This window comes from Sphaerisporangium viridialbum (genome assembly GCF_049674955.1).
Taxonomy (GTDB): domain Bacteria; phylum Actinomycetota; class Actinomycetes; order Streptosporangiales; family Streptosporangiaceae; genus Sphaerisporangium; species Sphaerisporangium viridialbum.
This window is the reverse complement of sequence record NZ_CP187232.1, coordinates 3486077-3503680: the sequence shown is the minus strand read 5'-3', so window position 1 is coordinate 3503680 and position 17604 is coordinate 3486077. Positions and strand designations below refer to the sequence as shown.

At 69.5% G+C, this 17604-nt stretch carries 13 protein-coding genes; 7 read left to right on the top strand and 6 right to left on the bottom strand.

The annotated features are described in order from the left end of the window. Window positions 1-11 precede the first annotated feature (11 nt). The 5 genes from ACOZ38_RS15380 to ACOZ38_RS15360 form a co-directional block, all read right to left on the bottom strand. Entirely contained in the window at window positions 12-899 is an 888-nt protein-coding gene (locus ACOZ38_RS15380) for an ABC transporter ATP-binding protein (RefSeq protein WP_424537017.1), read from the bottom strand. Continuing rightward, window positions 899-1840, bottom strand: a complete 942-nt coding sequence (locus ACOZ38_RS15375; protein ID WP_424531340.1) for an ABC transporter ATP-binding protein — start codon at window positions 1838-1840, stop codon at window positions 899-901. The genes ACOZ38_RS15380 and ACOZ38_RS15375 overlap by 1 nt, the downstream gene beginning before the upstream one ends. Next, window positions 1837-2730: an ABC transporter permease gene (locus tag ACOZ38_RS15370; protein WP_424531339.1), complete on the bottom strand. Its 894-nt coding sequence runs from the start codon at window positions 2728-2730 to the stop codon at window positions 1837-1839. The genes ACOZ38_RS15375 and ACOZ38_RS15370 overlap by 4 nt, the downstream gene beginning before the upstream one ends. Then, on the bottom strand, window positions 2727-3722 hold the full coding sequence (locus ACOZ38_RS15365) for an ABC transporter permease (protein ID WP_424531338.1): 996 nt from the start codon (window positions 3720-3722) through the stop codon (window positions 2727-2729). The genes ACOZ38_RS15370 and ACOZ38_RS15365 overlap by 4 nt, the downstream gene beginning before the upstream one ends. A 69-nt stretch (window positions 3723-3791) precedes the next feature. After that, the gene (locus ACOZ38_RS15360) at window positions 3792-5549 is read right to left on the bottom strand and encodes an ABC transporter substrate-binding protein (RefSeq protein ID WP_424531337.1); all 1758 of its coding nucleotides are present in this window, start codon (window positions 5547-5549) and stop codon (window positions 3792-3794) included. Window positions 5550-6175: 626 nt separating this feature from the next. Between ACOZ38_RS15360 and ACOZ38_RS15355 the strand changes: the two genes are divergently transcribed. The 5 genes from ACOZ38_RS15355 to ACOZ38_RS15335 all read left to right on the top strand — a co-directional run bounded on the left by ACOZ38_RS15355 (window position 6176) and on the right by ACOZ38_RS15335 (window position 15636). Continuing rightward, window positions 6176-8419 carry a family 2 encapsulin nanocompartment cargo protein terpene cyclase gene (locus ACOZ38_RS15355; protein ID WP_424531335.1) on the top strand — a complete coding sequence of 748 codons (2244 nt, stop codon included), beginning with the start codon at window positions 6176-6178 and terminating at the stop codon, window positions 8417-8419. Between the two features lie 209 nt (window positions 8420-8628). Next, on the top strand, window positions 8629-10476 hold the full coding sequence (locus ACOZ38_RS15350; RefSeq protein WP_424531333.1) for a ricin-type beta-trefoil lectin domain protein: 1848 nt from the start codon (window positions 8629-8631) through the stop codon (window positions 10474-10476). A 195-nt stretch (window positions 10477-10671) separates the two neighbouring features. Next, window positions 10672-12051: a ricin-type beta-trefoil lectin domain protein gene (locus ACOZ38_RS15345; RefSeq protein WP_424531332.1), complete on the top strand. Its 1380-nt coding sequence runs from the start codon at window positions 10672-10674 to the stop codon at window positions 12049-12051. A gap of 12 nt (window positions 12052-12063) precedes the next feature. Beyond that, window positions 12064-14277 carry an RICIN domain-containing protein gene (locus tag ACOZ38_RS15340; RefSeq protein ID WP_424531330.1) on the top strand — a complete coding sequence of 738 codons (2214 nt, stop codon included), beginning with the start codon at window positions 12064-12066 and terminating at the stop codon, window positions 14275-14277. A 165-nt stretch (window positions 14278-14442) separates the two neighbouring features. Continuing rightward, a complete protein-coding gene (locus ACOZ38_RS15335; protein ID WP_405147396.1) occupies window positions 14443-15636 on the top strand; it encodes an ROK family protein in 1194 nt (397 codons plus the stop codon). 16 nt (window positions 15637-15652) lie between these two features. On the opposite strand, the gene ACOZ38_RS15330 is transcribed toward ACOZ38_RS15335, so the two are convergent. Then, complete coding sequence (locus ACOZ38_RS15330; protein WP_424531329.1) at window positions 15653-16324, bottom strand: NAD(P)-dependent oxidoreductase; 672 nt, start codon at window positions 16322-16324, stop codon at window positions 15653-15655. Window positions 16325-16420: 96 nt separating this feature from the next. Between ACOZ38_RS15330 and ACOZ38_RS15325 the strand changes: the two genes are divergently transcribed. Continuing rightward, complete coding sequence (locus tag ACOZ38_RS15325) at window positions 16421-16789, top strand: winged helix-turn-helix transcriptional regulator (RefSeq protein WP_424531327.1); 369 nt, start codon at window positions 16421-16423, stop codon at window positions 16787-16789. A gap of 17 nt (window positions 16790-16806) precedes the next feature. After that, the gene (locus tag ACOZ38_RS15320; RefSeq protein WP_424537016.1) at window positions 16807-17544 is read left to right on the top strand and encodes a ribonuclease HII; all 738 of its coding nucleotides are present in this window, start codon (window positions 16807-16809) and stop codon (window positions 17542-17544) included. Window positions 17545-17604: the final 60 nt, after the last annotated feature.

Genomic DNA, 17604 nt, shown 5'->3' with positions numbered 1-17604 from the left:
GGCCTGCGGTGTCAGGGGCTCCCCGCGCAGGCGGGGAGCTGGGCGCAGGCGACGAAATGGTCTGGTTCCTCCTCCAGGAGGCCGCCGGAGGCCCCGCCGGCGTGGTACGGGCAGGTCTCGACCGGCTCGGCGTCCTGCCAGGGCTCCCGCAGCCGGGGCACGGCCGCCAGGAGCTGCCGGGTATAGGGATGCAGCGGCCGGCTGAAGACCTTCTCGGTCAGGCCCATCTCGACCACCGCACCCCGCCGCAGCACCACCGTGCGCTCGGCCAGGTACGTGCCGAGCGACAGGTCGTGGGTGATGTACAGCACGCCGAGCCCGCGCGCCTTGAGCTCGGCCAGCAGGTTCAGCACGTCGATGCGCGTCGAGGCGTCCAGCATGCTGGTGATCTCGTCGGCCACGAGCAGCTTGATGTCCAGCAGCAGGGCCCGGGCGATGAGCAGCCGCTGGAGCTGGCCGCCGCTGAGCTGGTGCGGGAACTTCCCGAGGATCTGGCCGGGGTTGAGCCGTACGTCCTCCAGCGAGGAACGCACGCGCCCGGCCCACTCGGCCTCCGGCACGCCGGGGAAGTACGCCTCCTTGATCATCCGGAAGACCCGGTCGGCCTTGAAGACGGGGTTGAACGTGCTGAAGGGGTCCTGGAAGACGCCCTGGACGTTGCGGTAGTACGCCTTGCCCGGCTTGACGGGGGCGCCGTCCAGAGTGATCGAGCCGCTGGTGGCGGGGGTGAGGCCGAGGATCATCCGGCCGAGCGTGCTCTTGCCGCTGCCGCTCTCGCCGATGAGCGATACGACCTCGCCGGGCCGCACGTCGAAGCTCACGCCGCCCACGGCCGTCAGGGATTTTCCGCCGAAGGCCCCGACCTTGTAGACCTTCGTGACGTTGTCGAGTCTCAGCATCATGCCTTCCAGCAGGCGACGACGTGGTTGGGCTCGATCTCCACCGCCGGGGGCTCCTCGGCACAGCGGTCGAAGGCCAGGGGGCAGCGGTCCCTGAACCGGCAGCCGGTGGGTGGGTCGAGCAGGGACGGTGGCCCGCCGGGGATGCCGGCCAGCCTGCGGTCGGCGTAGCGCACGCCGACCTCGGGCAGCGAGTCGATCAGCAGCTTGGTGTACGGATGGCGGGGCGCCTCGACGATCACCTTGGCCGGCGCCCGCTCGGCCACCTTGCCCGCGTACATGATCATGATCGTGTCGGCGATCTGGTAGGTGAGCGAGATGTCGTGGGTGATGAAGATCATGCTCTTCACCACGCCGTTGTCCCGGAAGCCCGCCAGCGCCCGTGCCACGGCCTTCTGGGTCGAGACGTCCAGGGCGGAGGTCACCTCGTCGGCGATGAGCAGCGAGGGGTCGAGCAGCGTGGAGATGACCATCACCATGCGCTGCTTCATGCCACCCGACAGCTCGATCGGGTAGCGGCCGAGCACCTCCCTGGACAACCCCACCAGCTCCAGCCGCGCGTCGAGCTTGGCCGCGTCCAGCGTCACTCCCCTGGACCTCAGCAGCTCGGCGACCATCCTGCCGATCTTGCGGGTGGGGTTCATGGCGCTCATGGAGTACTGCGGCACTAGCGAGACCCGGTGGAAGCGGAAGGGGTTCATGCGCCGGTCGTCCCCGACGGGCATCACCTCGCCGTCCAGCTCGACCTCACCGCCGGCGTGGCGCATGCGCCCGTCCATCCGGATCAGGCTCTTGCCCAGGGTGGTCTTGCCGCAGCCGGACTCCCCCGCGAGACCGAGGATCTCGCCGTCCCCCACCTCGAACGAGACGCCGTCGAGCGCCCTCACCACGCCCTTCAGGGTCTGGTAATGCACCCTCAGATCGCTGACCCGCAGGCTCATGTCTCCCTCAGCTTCGGGTTGAAGACCTCGTCGAGGCCCACGTTGGCCACGTACAGGGCGCCGACGATCGCGGTGATCCCGGCGCCTGGCGGGATGAACCACCACCACAGGCCCAGCTGCATCGCGCTCCACTGGCTGGCGTTCTGCAGCATCAGCCCGAGCGAGACCCCCTCGGTGGGGCCGAGCCCGATGAAGTCCAGCGACGAGGCGATCAGGATGGAGCCGCCGAAGAGCAGGATGAACGTCATGAACAGGTAGGAGCTCATGTTCGGCGCGATCTCCCTGCTGATGATCTTCCAGGTGTTCACGCCGCTGAGCCTGGCCAGGTCCACGAAGTCCCTGGTGCGCAGCGAGAAGGTCTGCGCCCTGATCGCCCGCGCGGCCCACGGCCAGGAGGTCAGGCCGATGAACAGCGCCTGCGCGCCGACGCTGCGGATGCCGAGGTAGGCGTTGACGATCAGCAGGACGGCCAGGGCGGGCAGGACGAGGACGATGTTGGTCAGCATGTTGAGGATCTCGTCCACCAGACCGCCCCGGTAGCCGGCGACGAAGCCGACCACCATGCCGACGATCGCCGCGACCCCTCCGCCGAGGACCCCGACCAGGAAGGTGGTGCGCAGCCCGTACACGAACTGGGCGAAGATGTCCTGGCCGAAGGTCGTGGTGCCGAACCAGTACTCCCCCGACGGCGGCCGCATGGGCAGGCCGACGTACTCGTTCGGCTGCGCGGCGACCAGCAGCGGCCCGGCCAGCCCGAGCGCGAGGAGCACCAGGACGACGCCGGCCCCGATCACCAGCTTGGTGTTGCGCACCGCGAAGTACAGGGCCTCGCGCCGGACGCCCGGCGGGGACTCGGCCCCGCGCGCCGGGACCTCGGGAAGAGCCGTCATGCCGACGCACCCGCCATTCCCGCCCTCGTACGCGGATCGACCACGACGTAGACGATGTCGATGATGAAGTTGGCGATCAGCACGCCGAGGACGATGAACAGGAACGTGCCCTGCAGCAGGAAGAAGTCCTGGTTCTGGATCGCCTTCAGGATCAGGCTGCCGAGGCCGGGATAGGAGAAGACGATCTCGGTGACGAGGGCGCCCGCCACCAGCACGCCGAGCTGCAGAGCCAGGCCGGTGATCTGCGGCAGCACCGCGTTCCTGAACGCGTACCTCCTGATCAGCCGCTGCGGGGCCCCGAGCGCCGACAGGTAGTTGGCGTAGTCCGACTCCAGCTCGTAGATGATCATGTTGCGCATGCCGATCGCCCAGCCGCCGAGCGCCACCAGGAACAGCGAGGCGAACGGCAGCGCCCAGTGGTGCAGCAGGTCCAGCATGAAGTCCAGGGACCAGTTGGGGCGCGTCGAGAAGCTGTAGCCGCCCGCGACGGGGAAAATCCCGAGGATCACCCCGAAGGCCCAGGCGAGCAGCACGGCCAGCCACATGTATGGCGTCGCCGTCAGCACGTACCCCACGGGCAGGACGGTGTTGTCCAGCAGCTTCCGCCGGGCGGCGTAGGCGCCGAGCCGGTTGCCGACCACCCAGCTCAGCAGCACCGAGGGGATCATCAGCGCCAGCGTGTACGGCACCGCGCCCAGGATGACGGTGCGCACCGGCGTGGGGAACACCCAGATGCTGATGCCGAAGTCACCGCGCAGCAGCGCGGCCCAGAAGCCCAGGTACTGCTGCCACAGGGGCTGGTCGAAGCCGAACAGGCTGGTGTAGTAGACCCGCATGGCCTCCACGGCCTCGGGCTGGGACACCCTGGCCCTGGCGAGCATGCTGGCCACCGGATCACCCGGCATGAAGCGCGGGATCATCCAGTTGATCGTGACGGCGACGACGAACGTCAGGCCGTAGATGAGCAGTTTCCGACCGAAATATCGACGCACGGGCAGTCTCCAGGAAAGGCCCCCTCCTCTTCCCGACGCGCGGGAAGAGGAGGGGGCGGCGTCATGCGGTCAGGAGGCGGCGGGCTGGAGCTGCGTGAGCGTCTCGAACCCGCCCATCTCCAGCCAGTTGCGCCACATCACCGGTGCGGACTTGGGCGCCCCCTGCTCCGAGGAGGGCCAGTTCTTCCACGTGCTGGTGCTGGACTGGGCCCACAGGCCGTTGTACCAGAGCGGGATGACCGGCAGCTCGTCCAGATGGATCTTCTGGATCGCGGAGACGGCCGCCTTCATGCCCGCGAGGTCGTCGGTCTTGACCTGGTCCAGCTTCCGCACCAGCTCCCAGGCCGTCTTGTTCTCGTAGCGCCCGAAGTTGACCGTGTTCTGTACCTTCTGCACGGGTAGCTGGAACACGTACTGGTAGTAGGTGAACGGCGAGTTCGACAGCTGGCGCTCGTTGTTGATCAACAGGTCGAAGTCGCCCTTGCCGCGCTTCTCGACCAGGGCGTTGTAGTCGGGGAAGTCGGGCGTGACGGCGATGCCCGCCTCCTTGGCGCTGGCCGCGATGGAGCGCGCCGCCTCCATCCAGTCGGTCCAGCCCGACGGCACCATGAGGGTGAGGCTGAGCTTGGAGCCGTCCTTGTTCTCCACCAGCCCGTCGCCGTCGCGGTCCTTGTAGCCCGCGTCGGCCAGCATCTTCCTGGCCTTGTCCTTGTCGTAGGAGAACCCGCTCTGGCTCACCAGGCTCTGGTCGACGAACTGGTCCCACTGGGGCAGCAGCCCGGTGGGGCTGGCCGCCTTCACCAGGTTCCCGTAGACCCCCTCCACGATCTTCTTGGTGTCGACCGAGGTCGCCAGCGCCTTGCGGAAGGCCACGTCGTCCATCGGCTTCTTGGTGGTGTTGGGGACGAGCCACGCGGTGTTGGCCGACAGCATGTACGGGGGTTCCTTGTAGAACGTCGCGAGCCCGAAGTTGCCCTTGACCAGGTTCGCGACGCCGGGCAGGAAGTTGTTGCTGAGGTCCATTCCCTTCTGCAGCAGCAGGCCCATGGCGACCTCGTTGCTGGTGTTGACGATGTCGACGATGTACTTCGGCTTCGGGTCCATGTTGAGCGCGGTCCTGCCCCACCAGTCGTCGCGCTTGGTGAGCACGGCGCGGTCCTGGTCGTGGCTGGAGAACTTGTAGGCGCCGGTGCCGACGGGGTTCTCGTTCACCCCGTTGAGCACGTCCTCCTCCGAGAGCTTGCCCCACAGGTGCTCGGGCACGATCGCCCGGTTGTAGAGGTTGAAGTCCCACTCCTGGTAGTTGGCCGTGGAGAAGGTGAACTTCACGGTCTGGTCGTCGGTGGCCTCGACGTTCTTCAGCCATTCCCAGACGTTGTGGTACGGGATCGTCTCCATCTTGCCGAGCCCGAAGGTGAAGGCGACGTCCTTGGCCGTGAAGGGCGTGCCGTCCGACCACTTGACGCCCTGGCGGAGCTTGACCTCGTAGGTCGTGTCGTCGGTCCAGCCGCCGCTCTCGGCCAGCCACGGGGTGAGCTTCCCGGCGTTCGGGTCGAAGTGGAACAGGGTCTCGTAGACCAGGCCCTTCGTGCCGGTCGCCGAGTCCCACTCCCGGATCGGGTTGAAGTTCGCCGGCGGGCCCCACTGCGTGCCGCTGGTGTACAGCGTCTCGTTGCGCGGCAGGGCGTTGGGGTTCGCCGGGTCGGCGGACGGCGCGCCCGCCGCCCCGGAGCCTTGGGGGGGAGGCGTCGATCCGCCGCCCGTGCAGCCGGCGGCGAGCATGCCGGCCGCCAGGAGCGGGACCATGATCCGCACCCGCTTACGCATCTGTCTCTCCTTCCCCCGCCCGTCGGGCGGAGGTCCGCGTGCCTGCCGAGCCCCGATGGATCCGCCGAGCCCCGCGGAGCCGTGAGAGCGCTCCCACGGCGCGAGCCGCGCGCGCTCCCCCAGCTCTGAACCGCCGGCGCTCACACCTCGTTCGTGGTCGCGGAGCGGTCGGCGTGCGCGAGGCCCGAACCGGGCCCCGACGCTTTTTGCTGAACCGGATAAGTACCGAGAACGTAAAATTTCGGTGTCCGCGCTGTCAATAGCCGTGACACGTTCGATACGTCAGGGCGGCGGGCGCCGGGGAGGCCGGATATCGCGCACACCGAAGCGCACCCTTTTAATCAGGGGTGATGGCCGGGTCGCCTTCCACTAACCGGACCAATCGCCGGACGGGCCCCCGCGCGCCGGGCGCGGGGCGCCTATGGGGCGCCGGGACATGAACCGATTCAGTCGGGAGCGCTCCAGGAACGGAGGCGAGCACCCATCAGGCCGGGGTGGACAGGCCCGCTCTTGACCAGGTGCGGGGATATCGCTTACCCGGACGTTGCCGTACAGTACCCTCGGTGCCACCGTCGTCACCGTAAGTGAACTGCACCAGTCGTCGGCTCAAGAGAGTAGGCACGCCTATGCAGGCTTTCACACTGCCCGACTTCTACCTGTCGTATCCCGCCAGGATCAACCCCCACCTGGAACGCTCCCGCGAGCACAGCGAGGCCTGGGCCAGCCGCATGGGCATGCTCGACGCCCCGAAGCCCGGAGGCGGCGTCGTCTGGGACCGGGCGGCGCTGGCCGAGATGGACTACGCGCTGATGTGCGCCTACACCCATCCCGACTGCGACGGCCCCACCCTCGACCTGATCACCGACTGGTACGTCTGGGTGTTCTTCTTCGACGACCACTTCCTGGAGCAGTTCAAGTACTCTCGCGACCTCGCCGGGGCGAAGGCCCACCTCGACCGGCTGGAGCTGTTCATGACGGCCGACGGGGAGACGTCCCCTGAGCCGGCCAACCCCGCCGAGGCGGGCCTCAAGGACCTGTGGGAGCGCACGGTCCCGTCGATGTCGCCCGAGTGGCGGCGGCGGTTCGTCACCAGCACGCACAACCTGATGGTCGAGTCGATGTGGGAGCTCGACAACATCGACCAGGGGCGCGTCGCCAACCCCATCGAGTACGTCCAGATGCGGCGCAGGGTCGGCGGGGCGCCGTGGTCGGCCAACCTCGTGGAGTACGCCGTCCACGCCGAGATCCCCGACGCCATCGCCGCCACCAGGCCGATGCGGGTGCTGTCCGACACCTTCTCCGACGCGGTGCACCTGCGCAACGACCTGTTCTCCTACCAGCGCGAGGTCCAGGAGGAGGGCGAGAACTCCAACGCCGTGCTGGTCTTCGAACGGTTCTTCGACTGCTCGACGCAGGAGGCGGCCGAGCTGGTCAACGACCTGCTGACCTCCCGGCTGCAGCAGTTCGAGAACACCGCGCTGACCGAGGTGCCCGCCCTGCTGGCCGAGCACGCCGTGCCACCGCACGAGCAGGCCGGGGTCGCCGCCTACGTCAAGGGCCTGCAGGACTGGCAGTCCGGCGGCCACGAGTGGCACGCCAGGTCCAGCAGGTACATGAACGAGGGCGCCGTCCGGGGGTCCTCAGAGGCGCTTCCCGGCCCCACCGGCCTCGGCACCGCCGGCCTGGCGTTCTCCCCCACCGGCCTCGGCCTCGCGCGCAGGGCCCGGCAGCACTCCCACGTGCCGTTCCAGCCGGTGGGGCACCTGCCGCTCCCCGGCCTGTACATGCCGTTCACGGTCCGCACCAGCCCCCACCTCGACGCCGCGCGCAGTTACGCGCCCGGCTGGGCGCGCGAGATGGGCATGTTCGACTCGGTGCCCGGCGTGGAGGCCGGCGGCGTCTGGGATGAGCGGCGCTTCGCCGGCTTCGACTTCGCGCACTGCGCCGCGATGATCCACGCCGACGCGACCGCCGACGAGCTCAACCTGTCCGCCGACTGGCTGGCCTGGGGCACCTACGGCGACGACTACTTCCCGCTGGTGTTCGGGGCGACCCGCGACGTCGCGGGGGCGAGGCTCTGCGACGACCGGCTGCCCGCCTTCATGCCGCTGGACGCCGGGCCCACCCCCGAGCCGGCGAACCCGATCGAGCGGGGCCTCGCCGACCTGTGGCGGCGCACCGCCGGGCCGATGGAGGTGTCCGCCCGGCGGCGGTTCCGCGCCTCGATCGAGGACATGACCTCGAGCTGGGTGTGGGAGGTGGCCAACCAGGCCCAGAACCGCATCCCCGACCCGGTCGACTACATCGAGATGCGCCGCAGGACCTTCGGGTCCGACATGACGATGAGCCTGGCCCGGCTCGCGCACGCCGGCGAGGTGCCCCCGGGCATCTACCAGACCCGCGTCATGCGCGAGCTGGACACCGCCGCACAGGACTACGCGTGCTTCACCAACGACCTGTTCTCCTACCAGAAGGAGATCGAGTTCGAGGGCGAGATCCACAACCTCGTCCTGGTGGTGGAGCACTTCCTTGATGTCGACCGGTGGAAGGCGCGTGACATCGTCGCCGGCCTGATGGAGGCGCGCATGCGGCAGTTCGAGCACATCGTCGCCGACGACCTGCCCGCGCTGTTCGACGAGTACGCCCTGGACGAGACGGCCCGCGCGATCCTCACCCGCCACGCCGACGACCTCAAGGAGTGGATGTCGGGCATCCTCGAATGGCACCGCGGGTGCGTGCGGTACACCGAGGACGAGCTCCGCCGCACCCGGCAGGCCGGCGCGCCGGAGGGCTTCTCGTTCCCGCCCACGGGCCTCGGCACCTCGGCGGCACGGATATCGACGCCGGCAGGGGGCCGTCAGGCGTCGTAGCGGATCGCAGGCGCCCGGCACCCGTTCATGCCCCGGGTGCCGGGCGCCCGTCGCGTTACTTTTTTCGCGGCGAGATTTAAGAAGTGAATTTAATTGCCGCGCAGACGTTGCGCCCCCTGTTTCGGGCGTGTTACCACTGCTTCACGCCAGTGCGATGCCGGGCAGGGCCGTACGGCAGGTCTTCACTCATCCTCCAGATGGAGATCCGCATGCCCTTCCCAAGATCCAGGCTGGCCCTGCCCCTCGTCCTGCTGCTGGCGGGCGCCGGGCTGGGCGTCGCCCAGGCCCCGGCCGCGCAGGCGGCAGGCGAGACCGTGAACATCTGGCTCACGACCACCTCCGACTCCGGGGGCCGCACGGTGACCAGGGGCCTGCAGCAGCAGGCGCCGGTGTCCTTCGCGGCCACCAGCCCCTCGGCGGCCCAGACGATCACCGTCAACGACAACACCACCTACCAGCAGTTCGAGGGCGGCGGCGCGTCGTTCACCGACACCGCCGCCTGGCTGATGAACAGCAGCGGCGCGCTCAGCGCGAGCACGCGCACCGCGGTCATGCAGAAGCTGTTCGACCCGAACAACGGCATCGGCCTCAGCTTCGTGCGCAACCCGATGGGATCCTCGGACCTGGCGCGGTCCAGCTACTCCTACGACGACACCTGCTGCGACCTGACCGGGTTCTCGATCAACCACGACCTCGCCGACGTCCTCCCCCTGACCAAGCAGGCCAAGGCGCTCAACCCGGCCCTGAAGATCATGGCCTCGCCCTGGAGCTCGCCGGCCTGGATGAAGGACAACAACGCCTGGAGCCAGGGCTGGCTGCAGTCGCAGTACTACGGCATGTACGGCGAGTACTTCGCCAGGTACATCCAGGCGTACCAGGCCCAGGGCGTGCGCATCGACTACGTCTCGCCGCAGAACGAGCCCACGTGCTGCGCCGGGTACCCCTCGATGAACTGGAACACCTCCGGCCTGCAGTACTTCATCAAGAGCGCGCTGTGGCCGGCCTTCCGCAACGCGGGCATCACCACCAAGACGCTCGTCAACGACTGGAACTGGGACGCCTACAACACCTGGGCCGCCCCGCTGCTGGCCGACACCGCGATCCGCAACGACCCGTTGTTCGGCGGCATCGCCTGGCACGGGTACGGCGGCGACGTGAGCACGCAGACCACGGTGCACAACCAGTATCCGCAGGTCAACGCGTACATGACGGAGCACTCGGGCGGCAACTGGATCCCGGACCAGCAGACCGAGGACATGAACAACCTGATCGACTACACCCGCAACTGGGACCGTAGCTGGGTCAAGTGGAGCCTCGCCGTCGACCAGAACCAGGGCCCGCACAACGGCGGGTGCGGCACGTGCACCGGCCTGATCACCGTGCACAACGGCGACGCCCGCAGCGGCCAGGTCGACTACACGATCGAGTACTACACGATGGGCCACCTCACCAAGTTCGTGAAGCCGGGGGCCTACCGGGTCGACTCCACCGCCAACTCCTCGGTGAAGAACGTCGCGTGGAAGAACCCCGACGGGTCGAAGGCGCTCATCGCGTACAACACGACCGGCGGCACCCAGTCCGTCAAGGTCAACTGGGGCGGCCAGTCGTTCACCTACAGCCTGCCCACCAAGACCTCGGCGACCTTCACCTGGTCGGGCACGCAGTCCGGCGGCGGCACGGGCGGCAAGGCCATCACCGGGTACGGCGGCAAGTGCGCCGACGTCGCGGGCGCGAGCAGCGCCAACGGCACCCAGGTCCAGCTCTACACCTGCAACGGCAGCACGGCTCAGCAGTGGACCGTCGGCACCGACGGCACCATCCGCGCCCTCGGCAAGTGCCTCGACGTCAACGCGGCCAGCAACGCGAACGGCACGAAGGTCCAGATCTACGACTGCAACGGCAGCGCCGCGCAGTCGTGGAGCTTCAACGCCGACGGCACCCTGCGGGCGCTCGGCAAGTGCCTGGACGCCACGGGACCGAGCTCCGCCGACGGTACGCCCCTGCAGATCTGGGACTGCACGGCGGCCGCGAACCAGAAGTGGGCGCTGCAGGCCTGAGCGGCCAGGGCAACGCACCCCTTGACTCACCGTGGCCCACAAGCGTTAAATTCGGGTCGTGAAATAAGAAAGAACCTTTCCTGTAGGCCGGGGCTGCCCACCCGGCCCGCAGGAAGGGAGTCCGAGACACCCCTGCCACCCCCTTCTTCCACTGCTTATTTAAAGCACTGACCTCTCAGGAAGAGGCACCCCCCGATGAATCCCGCACGCTCCCGCACCTCCCGGCTCCGGCTGCTCATGGGCGCCTTCGTGGCCGCCCTGGCCCTCGTGCTGACCGGCCTCTCCCCCGCCTTCGCCGCGACCGGCCAGATCACCGGCTACGGCGGCAAGTGCGTCGACGTCGCCGCGGCGAACAGCGCCAACGGCACCCAGGTCCAGCTCTACACCTGCAACGGCACCGCCGCCCAGCAGTGGACCGTCGGCACCGACGGCACCATCCGCGCCCTCGGCAAGTGCCTCGACGTCAACGCGGCCAGCAACGCGAACGGCACGAAGGTCCAGATCTACGACTGCAACGGCAGCGCCGCGCAGTCCTGGACCGCCGGATCGGACGGCACCCTGCGCGCCCTCGGCAAGTGCCTGGACGCCACGGGACCGAGCTCGGCCGACGGCACGCCCCTGCAGATCTGGGACTGCTTCGCGAGCGCCAACCAGAAGTGGACCCTGCCGAGCGGCGGCACCACGCCCCCGCCCCCGGTCGGCAAGATGCCCGGCGCGCCGTACCTCTACATGGGCTGGGGAAGCCCGCCTAGCGCCACCTCGGTGATGAGCGCCACCGGCGTCAAGTCCTTCACCATGGCGTTCATCCTGTCCGGCGGCGGCTGCAACCCGATGTGGGACGGTTCAAGGCCGCTGACCGGCGGCGTCGACGCGCAGACGATCTCGGCCATCAAGGGCGCGGGCGGCAGCGTGCAGGTCTCCTTCGGCGGCTGGTCGGGCAACAAGCTCGGCCCGAACTGCTCCTCGTCGTCCGCCTTCGCCGGCGCCGTGCAGCAGGTCATCAACGCCGTCGGCCCGGCCGTGGTGGACTTCGACATCGAGAACACCGACGAGTTCTCCAACTACACGGTCCAGGACCGCATCCTCGGCGGGCTGAAGATCGTCAAGCAGAACAACCCGAACGTCAAGATCGCCCTCACCTTCGGTACCGGTACCGGTGGCCCCGGCGGCGACGGCATCCGGCTGATCAACCAGTCGAAGGCGCTGAACGTGCCGGTCGACAACTACACGATCATGCCGTTCGACTTCGGCGGCGGCGCGAACATGTACCAGAACACGGTCAACGCCTCCGAGGGCCTGAAGAACGCCCTCAAGAACGCCTGGGGCTGGACCGACGCGCAGGCCTACTCCCACATGGGCATCTCGGGCATGAACGGCCTGTCCGACCAGTCGGAGGTCACCACGACCGCGATCTGGACCCAGATCCGCGACTGGGCCAACTCCAAGGGCCTCACCCGGCTCGCCTTCTGGTCGGTCAACCGCGACCGCCCCTGCCCCGGCGGCGGCGTCTCGGAGACCTGCAGCGGCGTCTCGCAGAACAACTGGGACTTCACCCGCATCACCGCCGGCTTCTAGGCAGGAGGCCTCATGTCAGCGAGACGTACGATTTCCGCGGTCCTCGCGGCCCTGGCGACGGTCACCCTCTCACTGGTGACGCCGCCGGGCGCGAGCGCCGCGACCGTCCCCGCCACGAGAACCACCGCCCTGAAGGCCGCCGCCGTGCCGGCGGGCTGGACCACGGTGGTCAACAAGGGCAGTGGCAAGTGCGTGGACGCGCGGGCCGCCGCCTCGGCCAACGGCACGGCCGTGCAGCAGTACGCGTGCAACGGCTCGGGCGCGCAGCTGTGGCAGCTCCAGGCCACCAGCGGCGGCTACTACCGCGTCAACAGCAACCTCAACGCCGCGCAGGCGTGGGACGTCACCAACGTCTCGGCCGCCGACAACGCCCCGATCCAGCTCTGGTCCTACTCCGGCGGCAACAACCAGCAGTGGCAGCCCGTGGAGGAGGCGGGCGGGTCGTACCATTTCGTGAATCGCAACAGCGGCAAGTGCCTGGACGTGCCCGCCGCCTCGACGGCGGACAGCGTCCAGCTTGCGCAGTACACGTGCAACGGAACGGCGGCCCAGTCCTTCACCATGGGAACCACCACACCCCCGCCGGGCAACGGCCCGGACCTCGGCCCGAACGTCAGCGTCTTCGACCCGTCCATGTCGGCCTCCGCCATCCAGAGCAGGCTGAACTCCGTGTTCAGCCAGCAGGAGACCAACCAGTTCGGCGGTAACCGGTTCGCGCTGCTGTTCAAGCCGGGCACCTACAACGTCGACGTCAACGTGGGCTTCTACACCCAGGTGCTGGGCCTCGGGCTCTCGCCTGACAACGTCACCATCAACGGCGGCGTGCACGCGGAGGCCGACTGGTTCCAGGGCAACGCGACGCAGAACTTCTGGCGCGGCGCCGAGAACCTCTCGGTCACGCCTCCCTCCGGCACCGACCGGTGGGCGGTGTCCCAGGCCGCGCCGTACCGCCGCATGCACGTGCGCGGCAACCTCCAGCTGGACGACGGCGGATGGTCGAGCGGCGGCTTCATCGCCGACTCCAAGATCGACGGCCAGGTGCGCTCCGGCTCCCAGCAGCAGTGGCTGTCGCGTAACGCCCAGTGGAGCAGCTGGACGGGCTCCAACTGGAACATGGTGTTCGTCGGGGTCACCAACGCCCCGTCCACCAGCTTCCCCAACCCTCCCTACACCACGGTGGGCACGACCCCGGTCGTACGGGAGAAGCCGTTCCTGTACGTCGACCAGGCGGGCGCGTACCAGGTCTTCGTGCCGGCGCTGCGCACCAACTCCCAGGGCACGACCTGGACCGGCGGCGCGCCGGCCGGGTCGTCCATCCCGATCGACCAGTTCTTCATCGCCAAGCCCGGCAACACCGCGGCCGACATCAACGCCGCCCTCACCCAGGGCAAGAACCTGCTGTTCACCCCCGGCGTCTACCACCTCAACGACACGATCAGGGTGAACAGCGCCAACACCGTGGTGCTCGGCCTCGGCCTGGCCACGCTGATCCCCGACAACGGCGTCACCGCGATGTCGGTCGCCGACGTCGACGGGGTCAAGGTCGCGGGGCTGCTCATCGACGCCGGCACCACCAACTCGCCGGTGCTGATGCAGGTCGGGCCGTCCGGCTCGTCGCAGAGCCACGCGGCCAACCCCACCTCGCTGCACGACATGTTCTTCAGGATCGGCGGCGCGGGGGTCGGCAAGGCGAGCCAGAGCCTGGTCGTCAACAGCTCCAACGTCATCGGCGACCACATGTGGCTGTGGCGTGCCGACCACGGCAGCGGCGTCGGATGGAACTCCAACACCGCGGCCAACGGCCTGATCGTCAACGGCAACGACGTGACGATGTACGGCCTGTTCGTCGAGCACTACCAGCAGTACCAGACCATCTGGAACGGCAACGGCGGGCGCACGTACTTCTACCAGAACGAGCTGCCCTACGACCCGCCCAACCAGGCGGCGTGGATGAACGGCGGCACCCAGGGCTACGCGGCGTACAAGGTGGCCAACTCGGTCACCAGCCACGAAGCGTGGGGCCTCGGCAGCTACGCCTACTTCAACGTCAACCCGAGCGTCGTCGAGGCGCACTCCTTCGAGGTGCCGAACACCCCGGGCGTGAAGTTCCACAGCCTGGTGACGGTGTCCCTCGGCGGCACCGGGACCATCAGCCACATCATCAACAACACCGGAGGCCCGTCCAACTCCTCGACCAACGTCGCGAACCTCGTCAGCTACCCCTGACCGCGACGGGCGCGTGACCCCGCGCCGACACCACGCCGCCGCCCGCGTCCCACCGGACGCGGGCGGCCGCATGCCGGGGGGACTCCTTGGACACGGAGCGGGAACTCGGGGATGCCTTATTTCACGCCCTGATCTAACATGACCGCAGGCCGGGGGAAGGAAATCATGGTCAGGCTGGAACGCAGGACGGTGCGCGACCTCCGGCGGGGAAACCGCGCGGCGTTGCTGCGCACCCTGTACTTCACGGGGCCGACCAGCCGCCACGAGCTCAGCGGGCTCACCGGCCTGAGCGCCGCCTCGGTCAGCAACGTCACCGGCGACCTGATCGCCGAGAACGCCATCGTCGAGGCGGGCCTGGTGGAGTCCGACGGCGGGCGTCCCCGGGTGCTGCTGCGCGTGAACCCGGCGTTCGGGTACGTCATCGGGGTCGACGTCGGCGAGACCCACGTGCACGTCGAGCAGTTCGACCTCGACATGAACGAACTGGCCAAGGCCGAGTACACATTGCGGCCCGGCGGGCACGACGTCGACCTGGTCGTGCGGCACATCCTCGCGGGCATCGACGCCGTGCTCTCCGCCAGCGGCACCGACCCCGCGCAGGTCATGGGCGTCGGCATCGGCGTCCCCGGCATCGTCGAGAGCGGCCCCGACGCGCTGATCCACGCCCAGACCTTCGGCTGGGACGCGGTGCCGCTCGGCGCGCTCCTGCGCGCGGGCACCCCCCTGCCGCTGTACGTCGACAACGGCGCCAAGACCATGGGCCAGGCCGAGCTGTGGTTCGGCTCGGGCCGGGGGTCGCGGCACGCCATCGTCGTGCTGATCGGCACGGGGGTGGGCGCCAGCATCATCACCGACGGTCTCACCTACCGGGGCGTCAACAGCAGCGCGGGCGAGTGGGGCCACACGAAGGTCGCGGTGGGCGGTCGCGCCTGCCGCTGCGGCGCGCGCGGCTGCCTTGAGGCCTACATCGGGGCGGGGAGCATCCTGCAACGTGCCGGGCTGTCGGCCGAGATGGCCCACGAGCAGGCCACGCTCGCCGAGCTGGTGAGGTCGGGCGCCCCGGTCATCGACGAGACGATCGACTACCTCGGCGCGGGCCTCGCGAACCTCATCAACCTGTTCAACCCCGAGCGCATCGTCATCGGCGGCTGGGCCGGGCACCTGCTGGGCCGGCACGAGCTGACCAAGATCAAGAAGGCCGTCGCGGAGAACTCCCTGTCCCAGCCGTTCGAGACGGCCTCCATCGTGCTCGGGCGGCTCGGGCCCGACGCGGTGGCGCTCGGCGCCGCGACTCTGGTGGTGGACGAGTTCCTGCTCGGCAAGGCCTTCTCCCACCGCCGGCAGCCTGCCGCGATCTAGTCCCGGCGCGTTCCCGTCAGTCCGAGACGGAGATGCGGGTGCGGTGGTGCCGCGGCGTCTCCACCTCGTCGATCACCGCGACCGCGAGGTCCGCGTACGACAGGTGCGGCGACTCCGGACTCGGGAGCGTGTCCCCGCCGGTCCGGTACCGGCCGGACCTCGGGCCGTCAGAGTCGAGCCCGGCGGGCGGGGTCAGCATGAGCCAGTCGACCGCCGCGCCGGAGGCCCTGAGCCGGTCCAGACCGGCGGTGTGCGACAGCGCGAACGGCCTGAGCTCGGGAGGGAACGCCGACGGGTCGTCCAGCACCAGGCCGCCCCGGCCGTCGGAAAGGTTCGCGAACAGCCCTATCAGCAGCAGGCGGGACACCCCGGCCTCCGTCATGCCGTGGACCAGGGCGTCGGAAGCCCTGACGAAGAACCCCTCGTCGAGGCCGGCGCGGGCAAGGGCCTCCGGCCCCGGCACCGGGCTCACGGCGCTGACCACGGCGTCGTGGCCGCGCACGATCGAGGGCATCTCTCGCGTGTCCGTGACGTCGCCCCCCACGACGGACACTCCTTCCGCCGCCAGGTGACGGTATCTGCCCGGATCGCGCACCACCGCGGTGACGCGGTGGCCCCGGTCGCGCGCCTCCGCGGTGACGGCCCGCCCGGCCCTGCCGCCCGCTCCGAAGATGACGATGCCGCCCATGGTCCCGCTCCGTTCCGGCTGTGCGTCTACCTGCCGAGCCAGACGGTATCCACGGGATACTGGTTACTTCAAAGATACTTCGATAGCCTCTGGCGCATGGCGCGAGCGCTGGATCCCGACATGTTCGACCCCGTGTGCCCGTCCGGGGCCATGCCCGTCCAGATCGGCGACAAGTGGACCGCGATGGTCGTGCTCTGCCTGGAGGACGGCCCGCGCCGGTTCAGCGAGATCAAGCTGCCGCTGCGGCGCGTCACCCCGAAGGTCCTCACCCAGACCCTGCGGGCGATGGAGCGCGACGGCCTGGTCACCCGCACCGCCTACGTCGAGGTCCCGCCCCGGGTCGAGTACGAGCTCACGCCCCTGGGCCGCACCCTGCTGACGCTGATCGCGGCCGCCCGCGCCTGGAGCCACGACCACCTTCCCGCCCTGCTCGAAGCGCGCCACGCCCACGAGGCGTCGCTGTGAGCGACGCCCTGCCCGGCATGGAGGCCGTGCCGTCCGAACCGGGCCCCGCCCCGCGCGGGCCCGCCGGCTACGAGATCGAGGACGAGCTGCGCGCCGCGGGAGCCGTGCTGATCGCCGGGGTGGACGAGGTCGGCCGGGGCGCCTGGGCCGGTCCTGTCGTGGTGTGCGCAGCCGTCACGCGCCTGGGCCCGCCGCCCGAGCTGCCCGGACGCGGCGAGCGTCCCGTCCGGCTCACCGACTCCAAGCTGCTCGCCCGGGCGCACCGTGAGCGGTTCGCCGAGGTGCTGCCGGGCTGGCTCTCGGCCCACGCCATCGGCGAGGCGGGGCCCGGGGAGATCGACGAGGCGGGCATGACCGAGGCCCTGCGCCGGGCCACGCTGCGGGCGCTGGAGGCCCTGCCCGAGCGCCCGGACGCGGTGATCCTCGACGGCGCGCACGACTTCCTCGGCAGGCCATGGCGGGTGCGGTGCGAGGTCAAGGCCGACCAGCGCTCGGTGACCGTGGCCGCGGCGTCGGTGCTGGCCAAGGTGCATCGCGACCGGCTGATGGCCGCCCTCGCCCCCGCCCACCCCGCCTACGGGTTCGACGGCAGCGCCGGCTACCCCTCCCCCGTCCACCAGCGGGCACTGGCCGAGCACGGGCCCACGCCCCACCACCGGCTGTCCTGGTCGTATCTCGACGACCTGCCCCAGTGGCGGCACCTCAGGAAGCGCCGCGACCCGCTGGCCGGGTCGGGCCAGCTCTCGCTGCTCTAGCCCGTCAGGCCGTACGCCGGACAGCAGGTCGCGCACGATCCCCTGGAGGCGTTCGGCGGT